Annotated in this window: 15 protein-coding genes; 7 read left to right on the forward strand and 8 right to left on the reverse strand. The window is 73.5% G+C overall.

The features are described from left to right. Nucleotides 1–91 precede the first annotated feature (91 nt). From STRBO_RS0116650 to STRBO_RS0116660, 3 genes are read left to right on the forward strand one after another with little or no spacing between them, the layout of a single operon-like run. On the forward strand, nt 92–1,222 hold the full coding sequence (locus tag STRBO_RS0116650) for a glycosyltransferase family 4 protein (RefSeq protein WP_005485589.1): 1,131 nt from the start codon (nt 92–94) through the stop codon (nt 1,220–1,222). Further along, nucleotides 1,219–2,379, forward strand: a complete 1,161-nt coding sequence (locus STRBO_RS0116655; protein WP_005485590.1) for a glycosyltransferase — start codon at nt 1,219–1,221, stop codon at nt 2,377–2,379. Before STRBO_RS0116650 ends, STRBO_RS0116655 begins: the two co-directional genes overlap by 4 nt. Next, on the forward strand, nt 2,376–3,224 hold the full coding sequence (locus STRBO_RS0116660; RefSeq protein ID WP_005485591.1) for an SGNH/GDSL hydrolase family protein: 849 nt from the start codon (nt 2,376–2,378) through the stop codon (nt 3,222–3,224). The genes STRBO_RS0116655 and STRBO_RS0116660 overlap by 4 nt, the downstream gene beginning before the upstream one ends. A gap of 19 nt (nt 3,225–3,243) precedes the next feature. On the opposite strand, the gene STRBO_RS0116665 is transcribed toward STRBO_RS0116660, so the two are convergent. Genes STRBO_RS0116665 through STRBO_RS0116685 form a run of 5 tightly spaced genes read right to left on the reverse strand, consistent with a single transcriptional unit; the run spans nt 3,244 to nt 7,701 of the window. After that, on the reverse strand, nt 3,244–4,116 hold the full coding sequence (locus tag STRBO_RS0116665; RefSeq protein WP_005485593.1) for a 5-oxoprolinase subunit C family protein: 873 nt from the start codon (nt 4,114–4,116) through the stop codon (nt 3,244–3,246). Then, nucleotides 4,113–4,724: a 5-oxoprolinase subunit B family protein gene (locus tag STRBO_RS0116670; protein ID WP_005485594.1), complete on the reverse strand. Its 612-nt coding sequence runs from the start codon at nt 4,722–4,724 to the stop codon at nt 4,113–4,115. Before STRBO_RS0116670 ends, STRBO_RS0116665 begins: the two co-directional genes overlap by 4 nt. Next, nucleotides 4,721–5,479 carry a LamB/YcsF family protein gene (locus tag STRBO_RS0116675; RefSeq protein WP_020114481.1) on the reverse strand — a complete coding sequence of 253 codons (759 nt, stop codon included), beginning with the start codon at nt 5,477–5,479 and terminating at the stop codon, nt 4,721–4,723. The genes STRBO_RS0116670 and STRBO_RS0116675 overlap by 4 nt, the downstream gene beginning before the upstream one ends. Nucleotides 5,480–5,503: 24 nt before the next feature. After that, nucleotides 5,504–6,385 carry a putative hydro-lyase gene (locus tag STRBO_RS0116680; protein WP_005485597.1) on the reverse strand — a complete coding sequence of 294 codons (882 nt, stop codon included), beginning with the start codon at nt 6,383–6,385 and terminating at the stop codon, nt 5,504–5,506. Further along, complete coding sequence (locus tag STRBO_RS0116685; protein ID WP_005485598.1) at nt 6,382–7,701, reverse strand: MFS transporter; 1,320 nt, start codon at nt 7,699–7,701, stop codon at nt 6,382–6,384. The genes STRBO_RS0116680 and STRBO_RS0116685 overlap by 4 nt, the downstream gene beginning before the upstream one ends. Nucleotides 7,702–7,872: 171 nt before the next feature. On the opposite strand from STRBO_RS0116685, the gene STRBO_RS0116690 reads away from it, so the two are divergent. The 4 genes from STRBO_RS0116690 (at nt 7,873) to STRBO_RS0116705 (ending at nt 16,122) form a co-directional block, all read left to right on the forward strand. Further along, nucleotides 7,873–8,568 carry a GntR family transcriptional regulator gene (locus tag STRBO_RS0116690; RefSeq protein ID WP_005485599.1) on the forward strand — a complete coding sequence of 232 codons (696 nt, stop codon included), beginning with the start codon at nt 7,873–7,875 and terminating at the stop codon, nt 8,566–8,568. 89 nt (nt 8,569–8,657) lie between these two features. Next, nucleotides 8,658–10,181 (forward strand): membrane protein, encoded by a 1,524-nt coding sequence (locus STRBO_RS0116695; RefSeq protein WP_020114482.1) that lies wholly within the window; start codon nt 8,658–8,660, stop codon nt 10,179–10,181. Between the two features lie 136 nt (nt 10,182–10,317). After that, nucleotides 10,318–11,196, forward strand: coding sequence for a hypothetical protein (locus STRBO_RS0116700; protein WP_005485604.1), 879 nt, complete (start codon nt 10,318–10,320; stop codon nt 11,194–11,196). 183 nt (nt 11,197–11,379) lie between these two features. Continuing rightward, on the forward strand, nt 11,380–16,122 hold the full coding sequence (locus STRBO_RS0116705) for a hypothetical protein (protein ID WP_020114483.1): 4,743 nt from the start codon (nt 11,380–11,382) through the stop codon (nt 16,120–16,122). A 71-nt stretch (nt 16,123–16,193) separates the two neighbouring features. Here the strand turns inward: STRBO_RS0116705 and STRBO_RS0116710 are convergent, their stop codons facing one another. The 3 genes from STRBO_RS0116710 to STRBO_RS0116725 all read right to left on the reverse strand — a co-directional run bounded on the left by STRBO_RS0116710 (nt 16,194) and on the right by STRBO_RS0116725 (nt 21,049). Beyond that, nucleotides 16,194–17,744, reverse strand: coding sequence for a GMC family oxidoreductase (locus tag STRBO_RS0116710; RefSeq protein WP_005485607.1), 1,551 nt, complete (start codon nt 17,742–17,744; stop codon nt 16,194–16,196). 72 nt (nt 17,745–17,816) lie between these two features. Next, a complete protein-coding gene (locus tag STRBO_RS0116715; RefSeq protein WP_005485608.1) occupies nt 17,817–19,409 on the reverse strand; it encodes an APC family permease in 1,593 nt (530 codons plus the stop codon). 173 nt (nt 19,410–19,582) lie between these two features. Continuing rightward, nucleotides 19,583–21,049: an aldehyde dehydrogenase family protein gene (locus tag STRBO_RS0116725; protein ID WP_005485611.1), complete on the reverse strand. Its 1,467-nt coding sequence runs from the start codon at nt 21,047–21,049 to the stop codon at nt 19,583–19,585. Nucleotides 21,050–21,211: the final 162 nt, after the last annotated feature.

Here is a 21,211-nt window from a genome sequence, read left to right on the forward strand (position 1 = left end):
GACAGGTGTGCAGCGCAACGCTCATGGGACGTTCCCCGCCAGGAAAGATCCACGTTGACGCGGCCACGTCCGGTGCGACGACAACACGGGTATGCGTGTCGTCATAGTGACCGAGTCCTTTCCCCCCGATGTGAACGGCGTGGCCCACTGCGCCCTGCAGACCGCCCGGCACCTCGTCGCGCGGGGGCACGCCCCGCTCGTCGTGGCCCCGGCCACCGCCCAGGGAACCGGGGCCGGAGCCGACCTCCAGGCACCGTGCCCCGTCGTCCGTGTCCCCTCCCTCCCGCTGCCGGGCTATCCCCAGGTCCGCGTCGCCCTGCCCAGCCGCCGGGTCGCCGCGGCGATCGTCGAACACCGGGCCGACATCGTCCACCTGGCCAGCCCTTTCGTCCTCGGTGTCCGGGGCATGGCGGCCGCCGCCCGCCTCGGTGTCCCCGCCGTCGCGATCTACCAGACCGATCTCGCCGGATACGCCCGCACCTACGTCCACGCCGGTGAGGCGGCGGCCTGGCGGCGCATCCGCTCCGTGCACGCCGCCGCCGACCGCACCCTCGCCCCGTCCAGCGCGGCCCTGCGCGACCTGGAGACACACGGTGTGCCCCGGGTCAGCCTGTGGCCGCGCGGGGTGGACACCGTCCGGTTCCGCCTCCAGCTGCGCGACGAGGCGCTGCGCCGCCGACTGGCACCGGGCGGCGAGACGATCGTCGGCTACGTCGGCCGCCTCGCCCCCGAGAAGCAGATCGAACTGCTCGCCGGGGTGTGCGCTCTGGACGGTGTGAAGGTCGTGATCGTGGGCGACGGGCCCAGCGAGCCGGGTCTGCGCGAGGCCCTGCCCGGGGCCGTGTTCCTCGGCCGCCGCACCGGCGACGAACTCGCCCGGATCTTCGCCTCCTTCGACGTCTTCGCCCACACCGGCCCCTTCGAGACCTTCTGTCAGACCGTGCAGGAGGCCATGGCCAGCGGAGTCCCCGTGGTGGCGCCGGCCGCCGGAGGGCCGCTGGACCTCGTCGCCCACGGGCGCACGGGGCTCCTGGTCCCGCCCCGCGACGCGGCCGCCGTACGCGACGCCGTGCGGTCCCTGGCCGACGACGCGGAGCTGCGGGCCGTGTACGGGGCCGCGGGGCGGGCCATGGTCGAGGGGCGCACCTGGGCGGCCGTCGGTGACCAGCTCCTCGGGCACTACGCCGACGTGCTGTCGACGCGGACGGCGGTGGCCGCGTGAGCGGGGACGCCGGACGGAAGCTGCGGATCGTACGGCTCGCCAACTTCGTCGCGCCCTCCTCGGGCGGTCTGCGCACCGCGCTGCGGGAACTCGGCACGGGATACGAGGCCGCCGGGCACGAGGCCGTGCTCGTCGTGCCCGGCGAGCGGTACACCGACAGCGCGACCGAGCAGGGCCGGGTGATCACCCTGCCCGGACCGCTGCTGCCGGGGACCGGTGGCTACCGCGTCCTCATGGACAGGCGGCGGGTGGCCGGCCTGCTGGAGTCGCTGGGGCCCGACCGGCTGGAGGTCTCCGACCGGACCACGCTGCGCTGGACCGGGGCGTGGGCCCGGCGGGCCAGGGTGCGCGCCGTGATGGTCTCGCACGAGACCGCCGACGGCGTGCTGCGCACCTGGGGCCTCTCCGAGGGGATGGCCCGGCGGGCCTGCGACGCCCTCAACGTCCGCACGGCCCACACCTACACGCGGGTGGTGTGCACCACCGAGTTCGCCGAACGGGAGTTCGTGCGGATCGGTGCCCGGAACGTCGTCCGGGCACCGCTGGGCGTCGATCTCGTGGGACGGCACCCGGCCCTCCGGGACGCGGCGCTGCGTGGGCGGTACGCGCGCGAGGGCGAGATCCTGCTCGTGATGTGCTCCCGGCTGTCCGTCGAGAAGCGGCCCGGTACGGCCCTCGCGGCCCTGGAGGTGCTGATCCGGCGCGGACGGCGGGCCGTGCTGGTCGTCGCCGGTGACGGGCCGCTGCGCGGCAGGCTCGAACAGCGGGCGAAGGGGCTCCCGGTGACCTTCCTCGGGCACGTCGGTGACCGCGACGTGCTGGGCGCCCTGCAGGCCTCCGCCGATGTGGCCCTGGCTCCCGGCCCCGCCGAGACGTTCGGGCTGGCCGCACTGGAGGCCATGGCCTGCGGCACGCCCGTGGTGGCCAGCTCGTCGTCCGCGCTGCCCGAGGTGATCGGCTCGGCCGGGGCGACGGCGGCGGACGACGGGGAGTCCTTCGCGGACGCCGTCGAGCTGCTGCTCGACCGGTCCGAGACCGACCGCAGGGACGCGGCACGCGCGCGTGCGGCGTGCTTCGGCTGGCAGACCGCGGTGGACGCGTTCCTCGCCGCGCACGAGGCCACCGTCGGGCGCCCGGTACGGGAGGGCGTCGGATGAGAGCCGCACGGTTCGTGGCCCTCGGCGACTCCCTCACCGAGGGCGTGGGCGATCCGGTCGGGGGGCGTCGGCGGGGCTGGGCCGCGCTGCTCGCCGACGGGCTCGGCCCCGGCACACGGTTCGTCAACCTGGCCGTCAGCGGCGCCCGGACCCGCGACGTGCTCGACGGGCAACTGGCCGCCGCGCTCGCCCTCCGCCCGGACATCGCCTCCGTCGTCGTCGGCGTCAACGACACCCTGCGCCGCACCTTCGACATCCACGCCGTCGCCGCCCGCCTCGACGAGATCTACGGGGCCTTCCGGGAGCGGGACGTGGTGCTGCTCACCGCGTGCCTGCCCGACCCCGGGACGATGCTCGGCCTGCCCGGGGCGCTCGCCCGGCCCCTCGCCCGACGGCAGCGGGCCGTCAACACCGTCGTCCACGCCCTGTCCGAGCGGCACGGGGCGGTGCATCTGCACGCCTCGGAGGGTGCCTGGCTGACGGACCGTGCGCTGTGGAGCGTGGACCGGCTGCACCCCGGTGAGCGGGGGCACCGGCAGTTCGCCCTCCGCTTCCACGCGCTGCTCACGGGGGCGGGGATCGCCACAGGGCCGGCTCCCGCCGCCGAGCCCGGGTCCCCGGCGCCCACGCGCGGCGCCGGCCTGTGGTGGTTGGCCACCGCGGGCACGGCCTGGGTGGCCCGGCGCTGCACCGACCTCCTGCCGCAGCTCCTCACCCTCGCCGCGGCCGAGGTACGCCACACGGCCCGCGGCACCAGCGCCCGGCTGGACCTGTCCGCCTCCCACGCGGTGGCGGCGGCCCTCGCCGCGCTGACCGTGGCCGACCAGAGCCCGGAGGTGGCGTGAGCCGGCGCCGGAGGACCGGTCAGCGGCGGTGCCCCACCGCGACGAACCGCACCGGCGTGCCCGGCGTGGCCTGGGCCGCGGCGGGCAGGTCCGCCGGGTCGACGACCGCGATCACCGGGTAGCCCCCGGTGGTCGGGTGGTCGGCCAGGAAGACCACCGGGCGGCCGTCCGGCGGCACCTGGACCGCCCCCAGCACCATCCCCTCACTGGGCAGTTCACCCGCGCGCAGGCGCTCCAGGGCGGGCCCCTCCGTGCGCAGCCCGATGCGGTTGCTCGCCGACGAGACGGCGTAGGGGCGCCGGGTGAGGGTGCGCAGGGCAGTGTCCGTGAACCAGTCGTCGCGCGGGCCGAGGGTCACGCGCAGGACGAGTTCGGAGGGCGGCGCCGGATGCGGGACGACGTCCACGCGCGCGTGGGGGTGGCCCGGACGGCCGAGCGGGAGCACCGTGCCGTCCGTCAGCGGCGGCGGGCCGAGGCCCGACAGCAGGTCCGTGGAGCGGCTGCCGAGGACCGGCTCCACGGTCACGCCGCCGGAGACGGCGAGGTAGCTGCGCACGCCGGAACGGGCGGCCCCGATGTCGAGGAGCGCCCCGCCCGGGACCCGTAGCGGCGCTCCCCACGGGGCCGGGCGGCCGTCCAGGGTGACGGCGCAGGGGGCCCCGCAGACGGCCATGGTGACCGTGGAGCGGGGGCGCACGGAGCATCCGTTGAGTGTGGTCTCCAGGACGGCGGCCCCGGGGGGATCGCCCACCAGACGTCCGGCCAGCTCGGCCGCGGGCGCGTCGAGCGCTCCCGACCGGGGTACGCCGAGGTGGGCCAGGCCGGGGCGGCCCCGGTCCTGGACGGTGGTCAGGGCACCCGCCCGGACCACCACGAGGGCGTGGTCCGTCACGATGCCCCCTCGGGTGTGAAGCGCACCCGTGTGCCCGGCGCCAGCAGGGCGGCCGGCACACGCGCGGTGTCCCACAGCACGGCGTCCGTCGTACCGATCAGCTGCCAGCCGCCCGGGGAGGCACGCGGGTACACGCCGGTGTACGGGCCGGCCAGCGCGACCGATCCCGAGGGGACCGCCGTACGGGGAGTGGCCCGGCGCGGGACCTCCCGGGGCAGCCCCGTGAGGTAGCCGAAGCCGGGGGCGAAGCCGCAGAAGGCCACCCGGTACTCGGCCGCGGCGTGGAGACGGGCCACCTCGGCGACGTCGACACCCCAGTGGGCGGCGACGTCCGGCAGGTCGGGGCCGTCGTAGCGGACCGGGATCTCCACGACGTCCCCCGCGCGCGGGGGGAGAGCCGGAATGTCCCAGGAGGCGAGGCGTCCGGCGAGGCGGGTCGGGTCGGTGAGGCCGTCCAGCAGGACCGTCCGGGCGGCGGGGACGATCTCGCCCGCCGACAGCTCGCCCGTCTCGCGGCGGCGCAGCAGCTCGGCGTGGAGCGCCTGCGCCTCCTCGTCGGTGCCCACCTCGATCAGCAGCGCGCGGTCCCCGACCGGGAGCGCCCTCATGAGAACGCCTCCACACGCACGCCCGTCGCCGCCAGCTCGGCCCGTACCCGCCGGGCCAGTTCCACCGCGCCCGGAGTGTCGCCGTGCAGGCACAGGGAGCGGGCCCGGACGGCGATGCGCGCGCCGGAGTGCGACGTGACCGTGCCCTCGCCGGCGAGACCCACCGAGCGGGCCACCACCGCGTCGGCGTCCGTGATCACGGCGCCCTCACGGCCGCGCGGCACCAGCGTGCCCTCGTCGGTGTAGGCGCGGTCCGCGAACGCCTCGGTGACGGCGGGCAGCCCCGCCCCCTCGGCCAGCGCGAGCAGACGCGAGCCGGGCAGGCCGAGGACGGGCAGCGTGGCGTCGGCGAGGAGCACCCCGTCGACCACCGCCGCCGCCTGCTCCGCGTCGTGCACGACCCGGTTGTAGAGCGCGCCGTGCGGCTTCACGTACGACACGCGCGTGCCCGCCGCGCGGGCGAAGACCTCCAGGGCGCCGATCTGGTACGCCACCTCGGCCGCCAGTTCGGTGGAAGGCACGTCCATCGCGCGGCGCCCGAAGCCCGCCAGATCGCGGTACGAGACCTGGGCCCCGACCCGTACGCCGCGCTCGGCCGCCAGCTCGCAGACCCGTCGCATGGTGGCCGCGTCCCCGGCGTGGAAACCGCAGGCCACATTGGCGCTGGTGACGACGGACAGCAGCTGTTCGTCGTCGGTCAGCGTCCAGCGCCCGAAGCCCTCGCCGAGGTCGGCGTTGAGATCGATGGAGCTCATGAATGCCATTCTCCCGCTTGTTCGTCACAGGACGCGGTACTGCTCGTCGCGGGCGTCGGTCAGGAACATCTGCCCCGGCGCGTGAGTGATCGCGAACGGCGGGCGCGAGGCCGTCACCGCGGCCTGCGGTGTCACTCCGCAGGCCCAGAACACCGGGATGTCGTCCGGCTCCGCGTCCACCGGGTCGCCGAAGTCCGGGCGGGACAGGTCCGCGATGCCGAGGCCCGCCGGATCGCCGCAGTGCACCGGGCCGCCGTGCACGGCCGGCAGCAGGCTGCTCTCGCGGATCGCGGTGGCCAGGTGCTCGGGCGGCACCGGACGCATCGACACCACCATCGGGCCGCGCATCCGCCCGGCGGGCCGGCACCGGCGGTCGGTGACGTACATGGAGACGTTGCGGCCCTGCTCGATGTGGCGCATCGGGACGCCCGCCCCGGTCAGCGCCGACTCGAAGGTGAAGCTGCACCCGATCAGGAACGACACCAGGTCCTCCCGCCAGACGTCGACCACGTCCGTCGGCTCCGCCACCAGCTCGCCGTGCTCCCACACCCGGTAGCGCGGCAGATCGGTGCGCAGGTCCGCGCCCGGAGCGAGCGGCGTCGTCCACGCGCCGGCGTCCGTCACGTCGAGCACGGGACACGGCTTGGGGTTGCGCTGGCAGAACAGCAGCATGTCGTACGCCCAGTCGGCGGGCACCGAGATCAGGTTCGCCTGGGTGTGGCCGGCGGCGACCCCGGCGGTGGAGCCGGCGACCCCGGAACGGAACCGCGCGCGGGCCTTCTCGGGGGTCCACGCGTGCGCGTGCGGATCGACGGAGGTGAGGGGCGGGTCGTGCGGGGCGGTGGCGGTGGTCCGGTTCTGGGGAGTGCGGGCCGCGGGGCGGTCCCCGGTCGTCATGGGGTTCACACGAGTTCCTTTCCGCGTGTCTCCGGGAGGCCGAGCAGGGCCACCGCCGCGAGGCCGTAGCCGAGCGCGCCGAAGATCAGCGCGCCGCCCACGCCCCAGCTGTCGGCCAGGAAGCCGACCGTGGTGGGGAAGACGGCCCCCACGGCCCGCCCGGTGTTGTACGTGAAGCCCTGCCCGGTGCCCCGGACGGCCGACGGGTACAGCTCGCTGAGGAACGAGCCGAAGCCGCTGAAGATCGCCGACATGCAGAACCCCAGCGGGAAGCCGAGCACCAGGAGAAGGGTGTCCGCGCTGCTCGGGATGTTCGCGTACGCCAGGATGCACAGCGCCGAGAGCACGGCGAAGAGCCAGATGTTGCGTCGGCGGCCCAGCCGGTCGGTGAGGTAGCCGCCGGTCAGATAGCCGATGAAGGCGCCGGAGATCAGGAACGTGAGGTAGCCGCCGGTGCCGACGACCGACAGGCCCCGCTCCGTCTTGAGATACGTGGGCACCCAGGTCGCCAGCGTGTAGTAGCCGCCCTGGACGCCGGTGGAGAGCAGCACCGCGAAGACCGTGGTGCGCAGCAGACCGGGCGAGGCGGCCGTGCCCCGTCGGAAGATCGCGGCGAACGAGCCCTTCTCGGCGCTCCTCTCCCGCGCGGCGGCGGCCTGCGGGGCGTCCTCGACCGAGCGGCGCACCCAGATCACCAGGAGCGCGGGCAGCGCGCCGGTCCAGAACATCACGCGCCAGGCCAGGTCGTCGTCGAGGAAGGAGAAGACGGTCGTGTACACGATCACGGCCAGTCCCCAGCCGACCGCCCAGGAGCTCTGGATCGCGCCGAGCGTACGCCCTCGGTGCTTGGCGCTCGCGTACTCGGCGACCAGGATCGCGCCGACCGCCCACTCACCGCCGAAGCCCAGCCCCTGAAGGGCGCGGAAGACCAGCAGCGTCTCGTAGTTGGGCGCGAAGCCGCAGGCCACGGTGAACACCGCGTAGGTCACCACGGTGATCATCAGGGCCTTGACCCGCCCGATCCGGTCCGCGAGCACGCCCGCGGCGGCGCCGCCGATCGCCGAGACGACCAGGGTGACCGTGGTGAACAGTCCGGTCTGGCCGTTGTCCAGGCCGAAGTAGGCCGTGAGCGCGACCATGCTCAGCGGCAGCGTGAAGTAGTCGTACGAATCGAGCGCATAGCCGCCGAACGCACCGCCGAAGGCGCGGCGGCCGCGCGGGCCGAGGGCGCGCAGCCAGCCGAACGCGCCGTCGTCGAAGGCCGGTGGGGCCGTGTCGGGCTGGGGTGTGGAGGTCGGGACCGGGGAGGGAGGGGTCGTACTCATGGGCACCTCGCGGTGAGGGGGAGAGTGCGTGAGAAAGGGAGCCGGGGCGGGCCGGAACGTGTGGCGCCGAGCGTCGAACGGAGGGGCGCCTGCCCAGCAAGGTAGAGGATCGTTGAACGATCCTTCAATACCTATGTTGTTTCGTTCTCGAGTCTGCGATTGAATTCCGGCATGGCCGCCGAACTGACCGGACTTGCCGACGACCGCGCCCTCCTGGGCCGCACCAGCACCGCCGAGCGGGTTTCGGACATCCTCCGCAGCCGGATCGCCGAGGGCTTCTTCCCGCCTGGGACACGGCTGTCCGAGGACAGCATCGGCGGCGCCCTCGGCGTCTCCCGCAACACCCTCCGCGAGGCGTTCCGCCTGCTCACCCACGAACGGCTCCTCGTCCACGAGCTCAACCGCGGAGTCTTCGTGCGGGTCCTGACCATCGAGGACGTCGAGGACATCTACCGCACCCGCCGCCTCGTCGAATGCGCCGTCGTACGCGGACTCGGAGCCCCGCCGTACGGGCTCGACAGGCTCGCCGAAGCCGTCGCGGAAGGGCAGCGCGCGGCCCGCGAGGACGACTGGAAAGGCGTCTCCACCGCCAACATCCACTTCCACCGCGAACTGGTCGCCCTCGCCGGCAGCGCCCGCACCGACGAACTGATGCGCAGCGTCTTCGCCGAACTCCGCCTCGCCTTCCACGTGGTGGACGATCCGCGCGAGCTGTACGAGCCGTACCTGGCGCGCAACCTCCTCATCCTGCGGACCCTGCAGCGGGGGGAGCGGGACGAGGCCGAGCGGCTGCTGGCGACGTACCTGGACGACTCACTGAAGAACCTGGTCACGGTGTACGGGCGACGGGTGGCCGACGTCTCCTGAGGCCACGCACGGCTCGGGCGGAGGCGTCCCGGCCCCGCCCGGCGGAACGATTTGGGTCGTTGTCAGACCCAGGACCTAGTCTGTGCACCGTGACTTCACCCGCATCGACGGACAGCGTTCCGCCCCAGCCCGGCGCGGGGCCGCGCCCGGCACCGGGCCCGGCCGCCGACGAGGGTCTGGCGCGGCGGCTGCGCGCGCTCGCCTGCACCGCGCCCTTGCACGACCTGGACGTGCGCAAGGCGAACCTCGCCGGTGAGTACTCGGTCTACGGCATGGCGGAGGTCGCCCTCGCCGCCATCGACCTGGTCACCCTGAACATGGACTTCGACACGGGCGCGGACCACGACCAGATCGTCGCCCGCCTCATCCCGCGCATCGCCGCCCAGGCACCGCGGCGGCCCGTCGAGGAGCACGAGCGGGTGGCCCGCTGGGTCCTGGAGAACCTGATCAACGTCGGCAGTGTCGACCGCGGCTTCCGGGCCGTGTACGGGACGTTCGCGTCCGACGGCACCTACGTCCGCCGCGACTACGACTTCAAGCTGATCGAGGAGGTCCCCGGCTACGGCGGCGGTGTCTGCCTCCGGACGACCGACGAGGCCGTCAACGTCCTGGTGGGCGCCCTCGACACCGATGTCACCAGCGCCCAGATCGCCGCCGAGGTCAAGCTGGAGGTCCTGATCAGCCGGGGCCGGCTCGCGGACGCCCAGCTCGCCGCCGAGCAGGCCCGCTACCGGACCGTGCAGTACTCCGAGACCCTGCGCAGGGCACTGGACGCCACCCGGCGCAACGTGCGGGCGGTCGACTGGCTCCGGACCGTGCCCGACATGATCGCCGAGGCACTCGACCACGTCGCCGACCGCTACCGCCACGAGAACGCGATCCTCACCAACATCCGCAAGGCCCGCGACGAGTCCGAGGAACCCGAGCACAAGCGGCGCGCCGCCGAGCTCGTGGACATCGTCAAGGACTGCATCCGCCGCCACACTCAGCTGCAGTCCCGGCTGCTGGAGGCCGGACCGCTGTTCCGCGCCGAGCAGGACCGGCAGGCCTTCGCCACTCCGATGACGACCTCGGGGACGGACCTCTACGGCCATCTCCTCGCGCCGCTGCTTCCGCTGCCCGTGGAGGAGGCCCGGCGGGTGACCGACGCGTTCTTCGCACGCGGGACGGGCCTGCGCACGCCGGGGTCCGTGCGGGTCGGGGACCTCGTCGAGCTGCTGTTCACGCCCCCGGTGGAGCGGGAACACCTCGGGGCGGAGATGCCCGAGCCGGATCTGATCGCCACACCCGACGACAGCCGGTTCAGCGAGGAGCAGCTGGCGGCGGCGAAGCACCTGCTGGATCTGCCGGCGGACGCGCCGCGTCGGCTGTCCGGCCTGTTGGCCGAGGCCCGCCTGCAGGATCCCGAACTGCCCTACCTGGTGGCCCTGTTGGCGGTTCACGCGGCCAGCCCGCCCGTCGGTACGGCCTATCGGCAGGGCGAGGAGAAGCTGCTGTTCGCCGTGGACGACGGGGTGGAGCTGGACGATCCCGAGTTCGGTGGAGCGGATCTGATCGTGGGGATGGCCCTGCTGGATTCCGCGGGGATGGCGGCGGACAGGGAGGCGGCGTGAGGACGCCGCCGGGGTCCCGGCCGCCGTTCGTGTGCGGGTCGGTCGTGGCTGATCGCGCGGTGCCCCGCGCGGTGTACCGCGCCCCTGGAGAGCCGCTTGCCGTACCGCCTGGTGATGAGATCGAGGAGTTCCTGCCGTGAGTGAGCATGTCGAGTGGAGTGAGCCGGAGACGGCCGCCCCTGCGGTGACTGCCGCCCTCACACCCGCCGACGCCGCCGACGCCGCCCGGCTCGTCGCCTTCGGGCTGCAGCCGAAGCTGCAGCCCGCCCGTGACCAGGAGTACGGAGAGCTGTTGCGGCGGTACCGGGAGGATCCGGGGTTCGCGCGGCTCGCCGATGCCGTGGCCACCGGGCTGGGACTGGTCGTGCTGGAGGTGTCACCGCGGGCGGGCATGGCGGTGACGGCGGCCGAGGACTCCGTCTTCGCCGTGCGGATGGGGGACTACGCGCGACGGACGGCGGCGGACTCGGTGGACCGGTTCCTGCACGGGCTGGCCCATCTCGCCGTGGCCGCCATGGCGTTCCCCCGGCCGGAGGACCTCGCGGACGACGGGTACATCGGGCGGGTGTCGGTCAACGGGGTCGACGCCTTCGTCCGGCAGGCCTGCCGCCGGCTGGAGGAGCGCGCCGAGGAACAGGGCGAGAACACCGACCCGGCGACCGACGCACCGGGCCTGGAGTCGGCCTGGCGGATCTGGGCCAGACGCAGCTCCACCGGGGCCACCAAGGACGCGCGCCGCCTGGCCGGGTCCACCACCGGCATCATCGGCAAGGCCGTGGGCTTCCTGACCGACTCGGGGTTCCTGCAGCGCACCGGCGACGACAACGGCGGTACGTACCGGACGACCGCGCGTTACCAGCTCCAGGTGCGGGACATGGCGGGCAGCGCCGCGATGGCCGAACTGCTGGAGCTGGGCATCGTGCCCGTCACCGACGGCTCGGCCACGCTGCTGCCCGCCGAGGACACCGACGATCTGGAGCTGGTGGCCGACGCCGGCCTGCCGTTCCACTCCTGATCGCACCCGATCCGGTCCCTGTCGCTCCCGGGTCGCTTCCGAGTCGCTCCTGAGAGCACCACGACCACCCGCCCGCCCCTACGACCCCGCCCGACGTCGGCCCGCCGTCACGACCGCACCGCACGAACCAGCCTGACGACCGCACCGCACGAACCACCCTTACGACCGCGAAAGTCCGCCGCCATGTACGAGCTGTCCCGGGTCCGCCTCTACTCCATCGGGCCGGCCGGTGCGCGCTACGCCGACACCGTGCTGGATCTGCGGGGTGTCGGCGCTCACGTGCCCGACCCCGCGCCGCAGCAGGCGGAGTTCTTCGAGGACGAGCCCACCGGGCCGCCGCGCCGGCCGGCACCCGCCGGCGTCCTCTTCCTGGAGAACGGCGGCGGCAAGTCCGTCCTGCTCAAGCTGATCTTCTCGGTGATGCTGCCGGGCCACCGCAACACCCTGGGCGGCGCCAGCTCGGGTGTGCTGCGCAAGTTCCTGCTGGCCGACGACTGCGGACACGTCGCCCTGGAGTGGCAGCACACGCTGACCGGCGAGTGCGTCGTCGTGGGCAAGGTGAGCGAGTGGCGGGGCCGGCAGGTCTCCGGCGACCCGCGGAAGTTCGCCGAGGCCTGGTACTCCTTCCGGCCCGGTCCGGGGCTGAGCCTCGACAACCTGCCCGTGGCCGAGTCCACCACCGTCCGCCCGCCCGTCGAGGGCGCCTCCGGCGCGCAGGGCCGGCGGCGGACCATGAAGGGCTTCCGGGACGCCCTCACCGAGGCGGGCAAGGCGTATCCGCACCTCGAAGTGCACTGGGAGGAGATCCACGACCGCTGGAACGAGCATCTGACCGACCTCGGCCTCGACCCGGAACTCTTCCGCTACCAGCGGGAGATGAACGCCGACGAGGGCGAGGCCGCCGGACTCTTCGCGGTGAAGAAGGACTCCGACTTCACCGACCTGCTGCTGCGGGCCGTCACCGACACTCGGGACACGGACGGGCTCGCCGACCTGGTCGGCGGGTTCGGCGACAAGCTCGGGCGGCGGGCGGAGCTGATCGCCGAGCGGGACTTCACCGCGGGGTCCGTGGATCTGCTGGGCCGGATCGTCGAGGCCGCCGAGGGCCGCGCACGGGCCCGGGACATCCACGCGGGAGCCGAGCGACGCACACGCACCCTGGCACGACGCCTTTCGGCGCGGGCCGCCCGGGAGCGGCTGCGGGGCACCGACCTCGCCCAGCGGACCACCGCCGCGGCGTACGCGGTGACCCACTGCGAGGGGGCCCGTGACCGCAGCGCACTGATCGCGGCCGAACTCGCCTACCGGCACGCATCGTTGGCGCTGGCCGCCGCCGAGAAGGCGGCCGCCGCGCAGAAGCGGGAGCTGGCCGACGCGCGCACCCTGCACGCCGCCTGGCAGGCCGCCGAGGCCGTGCTCAGGCACCGGGCCGCCGCCGACCGCGTCGCCCGGGTGGCAGCGGCCATCCAGGAGGCCGAACGGGACGCGGCACCCGCGCTCGCCGCCCGCGCCAAGGCCGCCGTCGACCTCGTCCGCGCTCTGCACGCCGCCGCCGGGAGCGCCGAGAACCTGGCGAACGAGGGCGAGGAGAAGTCGGCCGCCCTGCAAGAGGTCGGTGAGGCCGCCCACCGGGACGCGACCGTCGCCGCCACCGAGGCGCAGCGTGCCCGCAGCGAGGTCGGGCACCTCAGGCAGCGGCTCAGCGAGGTCGAGCAGGAGACCGCCGAGGCCGTCCGCGCGGGCTGGCTCGACGACACCGCGCCCGACGCCGATCCGGCCCGCGCCGCCCTCGCCGCGAGCGACGCCGAGAAGACGGCCGTGGCCGCTTGGGACACCGCACGTGAGGCCTCGCGACGCGCCTCCGAGCACGCCCGGGAGGCCGCCTCCGCCGAGTCCCGGGCGGAGCTGACGGCCGCCCGCGCGGCGGACGCGGCGACCGCCGCCGAGCGGGCCTACGACGGGGAGCGCCGCACGGCCGAGGCCCTGGCGGGGGAGGAGCGGCTGGCGGAGCTGCTGAGCCTGCCAGCTGCCTCCGGCCGGGGAACGGGCGGCGTGCCGGGGCCTCGCCGGGGCGGGGCCGAGGCCGACGCCGACAGCGGCGCCGACGACGGCACGCGGCCCGCCACCGGCGCCGTCTCCGTGCCCGCCGCCCGCGCCCGGCGCTCCGCGGCCGACGCCGTCCCACGCGAACTCGCCACCGGCCCCCTCACCCCCGAGGAGCTGGACCGCTTCGCCGACGAACTGCGTGAACTCCTCGACGACAACGTGACGTCCGCCGAGCGCCACCTCTTCGAGCTGCGCACCGCCGCGGCCGACGACTCCCGCATCCTGGGTGCCCTCGGCGACGGCGGGCTGCTGCCGCCGGGCCCCGACGTCCTGGCCACGGTCGAGTTCCTCGGCGAGCACGGCATCCCGGCCCTGCCCGGCTGGCGCTACCTCGCCCAGGCCGTGGACCCCGTCGACCACGCGCGCGTGCTGGCCGCCCGCCCGGAGCTGGTCGACGGTGTCATCATCACCGACCCGGCCTCCCACGCCCGGGCCCGCGAGGCACTGAGCGAGGCGGCACTGCTGCCGAGGTCCGCCGTCGCCGTCGGCACGGCGGCCGCCCTGCTGGCCCCGACCCCGCCGGTCGACGCGGGTGACGGCTCCTCCTCGGACGTGTTCCTCGTCCCGCCCAACCCGGCCATGCACGACGAGCACGCCGCCGACGAGGAGCGCCGGACGCTGCGCGCGCGGGCGACCGAGCGGGACGAGGAGATCCGCCGGCTGGCGGCCCGGCTCGGCAAGGACCGGGAGCTGGCGGCCCGGCTCTCCTCGTGGCGCACGGGATGCCCGGCGGGCCGGCTCACCGAGCTGGCCGCTGCGGCGCGGGAGACACGGGCGTTCGCCGAGGAGGCCGAGGCGGAGCTCTCGGAGGCACGGACCGTCCGGGCCGAGACCGAGGAAGCGGCGGCCGAGGCGGCCCAGGTCCGCGACGAACGGCAGGAGGCCGCACAGAAGGCCCGCCGCGCCGCCGACGCCCTCGCCGGACTCGCCTACCGGCTGCGTGAGCGCGCCGGCTGGCAGGTCAAGCTGCGCGAACTCGCCGACGAGGCCGCCGAGTCCGAGGCCCGCGCCCAGTCCTGCCTGGAGCGCGCCCGCGCCGCCGACGAGGACCGCCGCGCCACCCAGCGCGCCGCCGACGACGCCCGCCGTACGGCGCGTGCGCTGCGCGCCGAGCGCGCGGAGATCGCGGGCGCCCCCGACGACGTACCGCAGAGCGACCCCGACGCGCCCAGGCACCCCCTCGCGGCCCTCCGCGAGGCCTACCGGGCCGCGTCCCAGGTCTACGAGAAGGTCGGCGTCGGCGCCGACCTGCGCGCCGAGCAGGCGCGGGCCGAGAGCGACGAGAGTTCCGCGATCGCCGAACTCGGCCGGCTGACCAACAAGGTCCGAAACCGTGCCGAACAGCTGCTGCAGTCCCCCGACGGCTCCGACGCGCCCTCCCGGCAGGCCGCCGTCGCCCGCGCCGAGGAACTCGTCCAGCTCCTGGAGAGCCGGGTGTCCCTGTCGAGCGAGCAGCTCGGGCGGCTGCGCGGCGAGGCCGAGCGCCACGCCCCCGAGGACGGCGACGCGCACACCGAGCTGCCCGAGGACCTGCTCCCGCGCGACGCCGAGCACGCCCAGGCCCTGCTGCGCACCGCCACCGCCGAACTCGCCTCCCGGGCCGAGGCGCTGACCGGGGCCCGCGAGGCCCACGCCGAGCTGCTGGAGTCCCACCGCGCCGCCGAGGACGCGGCCGGCGGCTTCGACGAGACCGCCGCCCTGCTCCGGGACCTCCTGCGCGACCACTCCACCGACGACGACCAGGAGGAGCCCGAGCCCTACCCGGGCGGCCCCGAGGAGGCACGCAGGGCCGCCGCCGAGGCCCGCCGCTCCCTGCGTGGGTGCGCCGCCGACCTGTCCGCCGCCGAGGGCTCCGTACGCGAGGCCAGTGACATCCTCGTGCGCCACGCCAACTCCACGCGCTACGAGCAGGTCCGCACCCCCGCCCGCCAGCAGATCCGCGAGCTGCCCGCGGCCTCGCTCCCCGAGCACGCCCAGAAGTGGGCCGACGCGTTCGCGCCCCGCCTCAGGGTCCTCACGGACGAGCTGGCCCAGCTGGAACGCAACCGGGACTCGATCGTCGACCGGCTGCGGGGCCTGGTGGAATCGGCCCTCGCCACGCTCCGCTCCGCCCAGCGGCTGTCCAGGCTCCCCGAGGGCCTCGGGGAGTGGTCCGGCCAGGAGTTCCTGCGCATCCGCTTCGAGGAGCCCGACCAGGCCACCCTCACCGAGCGGCTCGGCGAGGTCGTCGACGAGGCGACCCGCGCGGCCGTGAAGAAGAACTCCGACATGCGCCGGGACGGCATGTCCCTGCTGCTGCGGGGTGTCGGAGCCGCGCTCCAGCCCAAGGGCATCGCCGTGGAGATCCTCAAGCCGGACGCCGTGCTGAGGGCCGAGCGCGTCCCCGTCGGGCAGATGGGCGACGTCTTCTCCGGGGGCCAGCTGCTCACCGCCGCCATCGCCCTCTACTGCACGATGGCCGCGCTCCGCAGCAACGACCGGGGGCGGGACAAGCACCGGCACGCGGGCACGTTGTTCCTGGACAACCCCATCGGCCGCGCCAACGCGACCTACCTGCTGGAACTCCAGCGCGCCGTCTCGGACGCGCTCGGCGTCCAGCTCCTCTACACCACCGGCCTCTTCGACACGACCGCACTGGCGGAGTTCCCGCTGGTGATCCGCCTGCGCAACGACGCAGACCTGAGGGCGGGCCTGAAGTACATCAGCGTGGAGGAACACCTCCGCCCGGGACTGCCCAAGCAGCCCCAGGCGGGGGAGGCGGCGCACACCGAGATCACGGCGACACGCATGTACAAGAGGCCCACCACGACCGCGCCCTGAAGGGGCGCGGGAACTGCGCGACCAGCCGGCACGGACCCGCAGTCGCCCCGCGCCCCCAGGCACCCTCCTCCTCAGGCGTCGGCTTTCAAAAGATCCGCGCACTTCTCGCCGATCATCATCGTCGTGATGCACGGATTCACCGTCACCAGATCCGGCATCACCGACCCGTCCGCGACCCGCAGCCCCCCGATCCCCTTCACCCGCAGTCGCGCGTCCAGGGGCGCCGAGGCGTCGTCGTCCGCGCCCATCCTCACGGTGCAGGCCGGGTGGTAGACGGTGTTGTGGGTCTTCTGGATGTAGTCGAGCAGTTCCTCGTCGCTCCGCACGTCGGGCCCGGGCGCCAGCTCGGCCCCCGCCCAGCCGCTCAGTGCCGGCTGCGCCGCGATCTGCCGGGCGAGACGAAGGCCGTACGTCATCACGCGCACGTCGTGCTCGTGCGTGAAGTAGCGCGGGTCGACCTTCGGTTTGTCCCGGTAGTCGCGGGTGCGCAGCCGTACGGTGCCCCGGGACCTCGCCCGCGTCACGTTCGGCGTCAGACAGAACGCGTTCTCGGAGGTCGGGTAGCCGTGGCGGGCCGTGTTCATGTCGAACGGCACGGACCCGTAGTGGAACATCAGGTCGGGCCGGTCCAGGCCCGGTTCGGTGTCGTAGAAGATGCCCGCCTCCCACCACTGGTTGGACTCGGTGGGCATCGGCTGAGCGGCCTCCCACATGATGACGCCCTCGGGGTGGTCCTGGAGGTTCTCGCCGACGCCCGCCGAGTCCACGACCACGTCCACGCCCACCTCGCGCAGCTGTTCGGCGGGGCCGATGCCGGAGAGCATGAGGAGCTTCGGGGTGTCGATCGCGCCGCAGGAGACGACGACCTCACGGCGGGCACGTACCGTCCGGGTGTGGATGAGGTCCGGGTCCAGATACTCGGCGCCGACACAGCGACGTCCCTCCAGCACCAGCTTCTTGGCGCGGACCCCGGTGCGGACCTCCAGGTTGGGGCGCCTGCCCATGATCGGGTGGAGATACGCCACCGAGGAGGACTGCCGGATGTTGTTCTCGTCGGAGTTGATCTGGAACCAGTTGGCGCCCCGCACCACCGTCGTCCCGGTGTTGAACGGCGTCGTCGGGATACCCGCCTGTACGCACGCCTCCAGCAGCGCGTTGCCGCACGGGTCCTCGCTCTTGATGGTGCGCAGCTTCACCGGTCCGGAGCGCCCGTGGTGCTCGCCGGGCGCGTCGTTGGTCTCCAGGCGCCGGTAGAGCGGGAAGAGGTCGGCCGCGGACCAGCCCGTACAGCCCGCTGCCGCCCAGTCGTCGAGGTCTTCCGCCGGCGCCCAGAAGGCGATGCACGAGTTGTGGGAGGAGCAGCCGCCGAGGACCTTCGCCCGCGCGTGCCGCATGAAGCTGTTGCCGCCGGCCTGCGGTTCGACCGGGTAGTCCCAGTCGTAGCCGGACTCCAGCAGGCCCATCCAGCGTTCCAGTTTCAGGACGTCGTCGTCTCCGACGTCACTGGGGCCCGCTTCCAGTACACACACCGTGACCGACGGATCCTCGGAGAGTCTGGCCGCGACGACGTTTCCCGCGGTGCCGCCGCCGACCACGACGTAGTCGAATTCGTCTGCCTTCATGGGGGTCGCCCTTCTGCGTTGCTGTGCTGCCGTGCCGTTGTGCCGTGTCTGACCGGGGGAGGGAAGCGGCTCTCAGTCGCCCGCCGGAGCGGCGACCGGGGCGGCGGGCGGTACGGGCGGAGACGTGGGCCCGGCGTCCGCGACCACGCGGTGCTCGGCGAGCACACCGGTCCTGTGCCGCTGGATGAACCAGTAGTAGGCGAAGCCGCCGCCGGCGATGATCCCGACGAAGAGGACCGCGCCCCACTGCAGGTACCAGTGGAACGGGGCGGCCGCGTTGTAGACCGCCGCCCTCGGCCAGATCAGGTTGAGGGTCATGCCCGCGCCCCACACGACGGCGAGGATGTTCACGACGACGCCCCAGCGGCCCAGGGAGAACCTGCCGTCCCCGGCCGGCTGCCACGTGCCGCGCAGCCGCGCCACGAGCATCGGTACGGTGACGCCCAGATAGGCCAGGTAGATCATGATGATGCCGATGCTGGTCACCACGGTGAAGATCTGCGGCTGACGGATGTTGACCACGAGGATGCCCAGCGCCAGCACACCGATGATCACGGTCGGCAGCACCGGCGTCTGGAAACGCGGGTGGATCTTGGCGAGCTTCGAGGAGGCGGGCAGGTTGTTGTCCCGGGCCATGGCGAAGGTCAGCCGGACGGCGGCGGTGTGCACGGCCAGGGCGCACACGGTGACCGCGATCAGGACGCACCACAGCATCGCCTTGCCGGCCGTCGGGCCGAGCACGTTGAGCACGACGTACTGCAGACCGTCCGTGGACAGCTGCTCGCCCTTCAGGCTGGAGACGCTCATCAGCGCCAGCAGCAGGATCAGACCGCCGAGGAGGAAGGAGGCGATGATCGCCCGGATGATGGCGCGCGGCGCGTTCCGGGTCGGGTCCAGGGACTCCTCACCGAGCGAGGCGGCCGTGTCGAAGCCGTACATGACGTACGCGGACGCCAGCGAGGCCACGAGGAACGCGCCCAGGTACCCGTTGCCGTACGCGTCGCCGGTGCCGTTGGTCTCCATGACCACCTGCGGGCCGCGGGTGATGTGCACGGCGAACAGCACGATCAGGACGACCGTGGCGATCAGTTCGATGAACACGCCCGCCGTGTTGATCCGGGCCATCAGCTTCACGCCGAAGGCGTTCACCGCGGTGGTGAACGCGATCAGCACCGCGGCCAGGATGACCGCGTTGGTCGCCACGTCGTACGTGCCGGTGCCGTCCCCGACGAACTGGAACACGTCGGAGATCTGCGGCAGCGTCAGCTGGTAGGCCAGCGCGACCGCCGCGATCGACACGATGGAGGCGGTCAGCATCATCCAGCCGGCGAGCCAGCCCAGATGCGGATTGCCTATCTTCTTCGACCAGTTGTAGACCGAGCCCGCGACCGGGTAGCGGGCCGCCAGCTCGGCGAAACAGAGCGCGACCATGAACTGGCCGACGAACACCATCGGCCAGGACCACCAGTAGGCGGGGCCGCCACTGGCGAAGCCGAAGTAGAACAGCTGGAAGGTGCCGGTGAGGATCGAGATGTAGCTGATCCCGGCGGCGAAGGTGTGGAAGTTGCCGAGTGTGCGCTTGAGTTCGGGCTTGTAGCCGAACTCGGTCAACTCGGTGTCGTCGGAGGCGTTCTTGGGGCCGGTGGGTTGCTCGATGGTCGTCATGAGCGGACTCCTGGTGGGCCTTGGGGAGGAGGGGGGAGCGGCTCTTGCGGATGCCGGAAGGGCGGGGGAGGGCGTGGTGCGGGAGAGAGCGCCCCGGGAGCAGGCGTGAAGAGGGAAGGGCCGTCGCAGGCCGTACGGGGCCGCGGGGGCGCCGTGTGGGAGAAGGGGCGGAGCTAGGCGAACCAGCCCTGGGGCGCGGGAGCCGTGTTGCGCCAGATGTGCTTGGCCTCGCGGTACTCGGCGAGCCCCGCGGGCCCGAGTTCGCGGCCGAAGCCGGACTGCTTGTAACCGCCCCACTCGGCCTGCGGCACGTACGGGTGGTAGTCGTTGATCCAGACCGTGCCGATCCGCAGCCGGGCCGCGACCCGCTGTGCCCTGGCCTCGTCGGTCGTCCAGACGGCACCGGCCAGGCCGTAGATCGTGTCGTTGGCCAGCCGTACCGCCTCGTCCTCGGTGCTGAACCGTTCCACCGTCAGCACCGGCCCGAACGACTCGTCCTGGACCACGGACATCGAGCCCGTGCACTCGTCCAGGACGGTCGGCAGATAATAGAAACCCTGGTCGTAGGCGTCGCCGCTCGGTCGCTCGCCGCCGCAGCGCAGCACCGCGCCCTCGGCGACGCCCCGGGCGACGTACTCCTCGACCTTCGAGCGGTGTGCCGCCGAGATCAGCGGACCGGTCTGCGCCGACTCGTCGAACGGGCCGCCGAGCCGGATCTCCTTCGCCCGGCGGACGACCTCGTCGACGAACCGGTCGTGCAGCGAGTCCTCCACCAGGAGGCGGGCTCCCGCCGAGCACACCTGCCCCGAGTGCAGGAAGACCGCGGTCAGTGCCATGTCGACGGCCGCGTCGAAGTCGGCGTCGGCGAAGACGATGTTCGGGTTCTTGCCGCCCAGCTCCAGGGCGACCTTCTTCACGCTCGCGGCGGCGTTGGCCATGAGCCGGCGCCCGGTCTGCAGTCCGCCGGTGAAGGAGACCAGGTCCACGTCCGGGTGCTCGGAGAGCGGGGCACCGGCCTCCGGGCCCGCGCCGAGGACCAGGTTCGCCACGCCCGTGGGCACCCCGGCCTCCTCCAGGAGGCGCATCAGGTGGATCGCGGTGTGCGGGGTCAGCTCGCTCGGCTTGAGCACGAAGGTGTTGCCGGCAGCGAGCGCGGGGGCGACCTTCCAGGCCGTCTGGAGGAGGGGGTAGTTCCAGGGGGTGATCAGCGCGCACACACCGACCGGCTCGTACACGACCCGGCTGTCGACGCCGGCCTGGCCGGTGTCGACGACCCGCCCGGTCTCGGCCGTGGCCGCGCGTCCGAAGTAGCGGAAGCAGTTCGCGATGTCGTCGATGTCGTACTCGCTCTCCACCAGCCTCTTGCCGGTGTCGAGGGACTCGGCGCGGGCGAGCGCGTCCTTGTCGCGTACGAGCAGATCGGCCACCCGCAGCAGCAGGTCACCGCGGTCGGCGGGTGACGTGCTGGGCCAAGGGCCCTCGTCGAAGGCGCGGCGTGCGGCCGTGATCGCCTCGACGGTGTCCTTCGCTCCGGCCTCGTCGACGACGGCGACCAGGCTGCCGTCGGCGGGACAGCGGATCTCGCGCGTCCGTCCGTCGAGCGCGGATCGCCACGCTCCGCCGATGAAAAGTTCGGGCATGTCTCTCGTTCCTCCTGGTCAGCGCCGTGAGGCAGGCGCCCTCGCGGCTGTGCGCCTAACCGGAAGACCGCGTTCTATGCCCAAGAGAGGTCAAATGTGACAGTCGACACGCCTGGTCGGGAGCCTGGACTTCCGAGAAACCGGACCGGTGGGACCAGCACA

Source organism: Streptomyces bottropensis ATCC 25435 (assembly GCF_000383595.1).
GTDB lineage: Bacteria > Actinomycetota > Actinomycetes > Streptomycetales > Streptomycetaceae > Streptomyces > Streptomyces bottropensis.

Bases quoted from the DNA above. Each gene is read 5' to 3' on its own strand.
- STRBO_RS0116650 (WP_005485589.1), top strand. From the start codon at position 92: ATGCGTGTCGTCATAGTGACCGAGTCCTTTCCCCCCGATGTGAACGGC.
- STRBO_RS0116705 (WP_020114483.1), top strand. From the start codon at position 11,380: ATGTACGAGCTGTCCCGGGTCCGCCTCTACTCCATCGGGCCGGCCGGT.
- STRBO_RS0116675 (WP_020114481.1), bottom strand. From the start codon at position 5,479: ATGAGCTCCATCGATCTCAACGCCGACCTCGGCGAGGGCTTCGGGCGC.
- STRBO_RS0116660 (WP_005485591.1), top strand. From the start codon at position 2,376: ATGAGAGCCGCACGGTTCGTGGCCCTCGGCGACTCCCTCACCGAGGGC.
- STRBO_RS0116670 (WP_005485594.1), bottom strand. From the start codon at position 4,724: ATGAGGGCGCTCCCGGTCGGGGACCGCGCGCTGCTGATCGAGGTGGGC.
- STRBO_RS0116710 (WP_005485607.1), bottom strand. From the start codon at position 17,744: ATGAAGGCAGACGAATTCGACTACGTCGTGGTCGGCGGCGGCACCGCG.
- STRBO_RS0116725 (WP_005485611.1), bottom strand. From the start codon at position 21,049: ATGCCCGAACTTTTCATCGGCGGAGCGTGGCGATCCGCGCTCGACGGA.
- STRBO_RS0116685 (WP_005485598.1), bottom strand. From the start codon at position 7,701: ATGAGTACGACCCCTCCCTCCCCGGTCCCGACCTCCACACCCCAGCCC.
- STRBO_RS0116690 (WP_005485599.1), top strand. From the start codon at position 7,873: ATGGCCGCCGAACTGACCGGACTTGCCGACGACCGCGCCCTCCTGGGC.
- STRBO_RS0116715 (WP_005485608.1), bottom strand. From the start codon at position 19,409: ATGACGACCATCGAGCAACCCACCGGCCCCAAGAACGCCTCCGACGAC.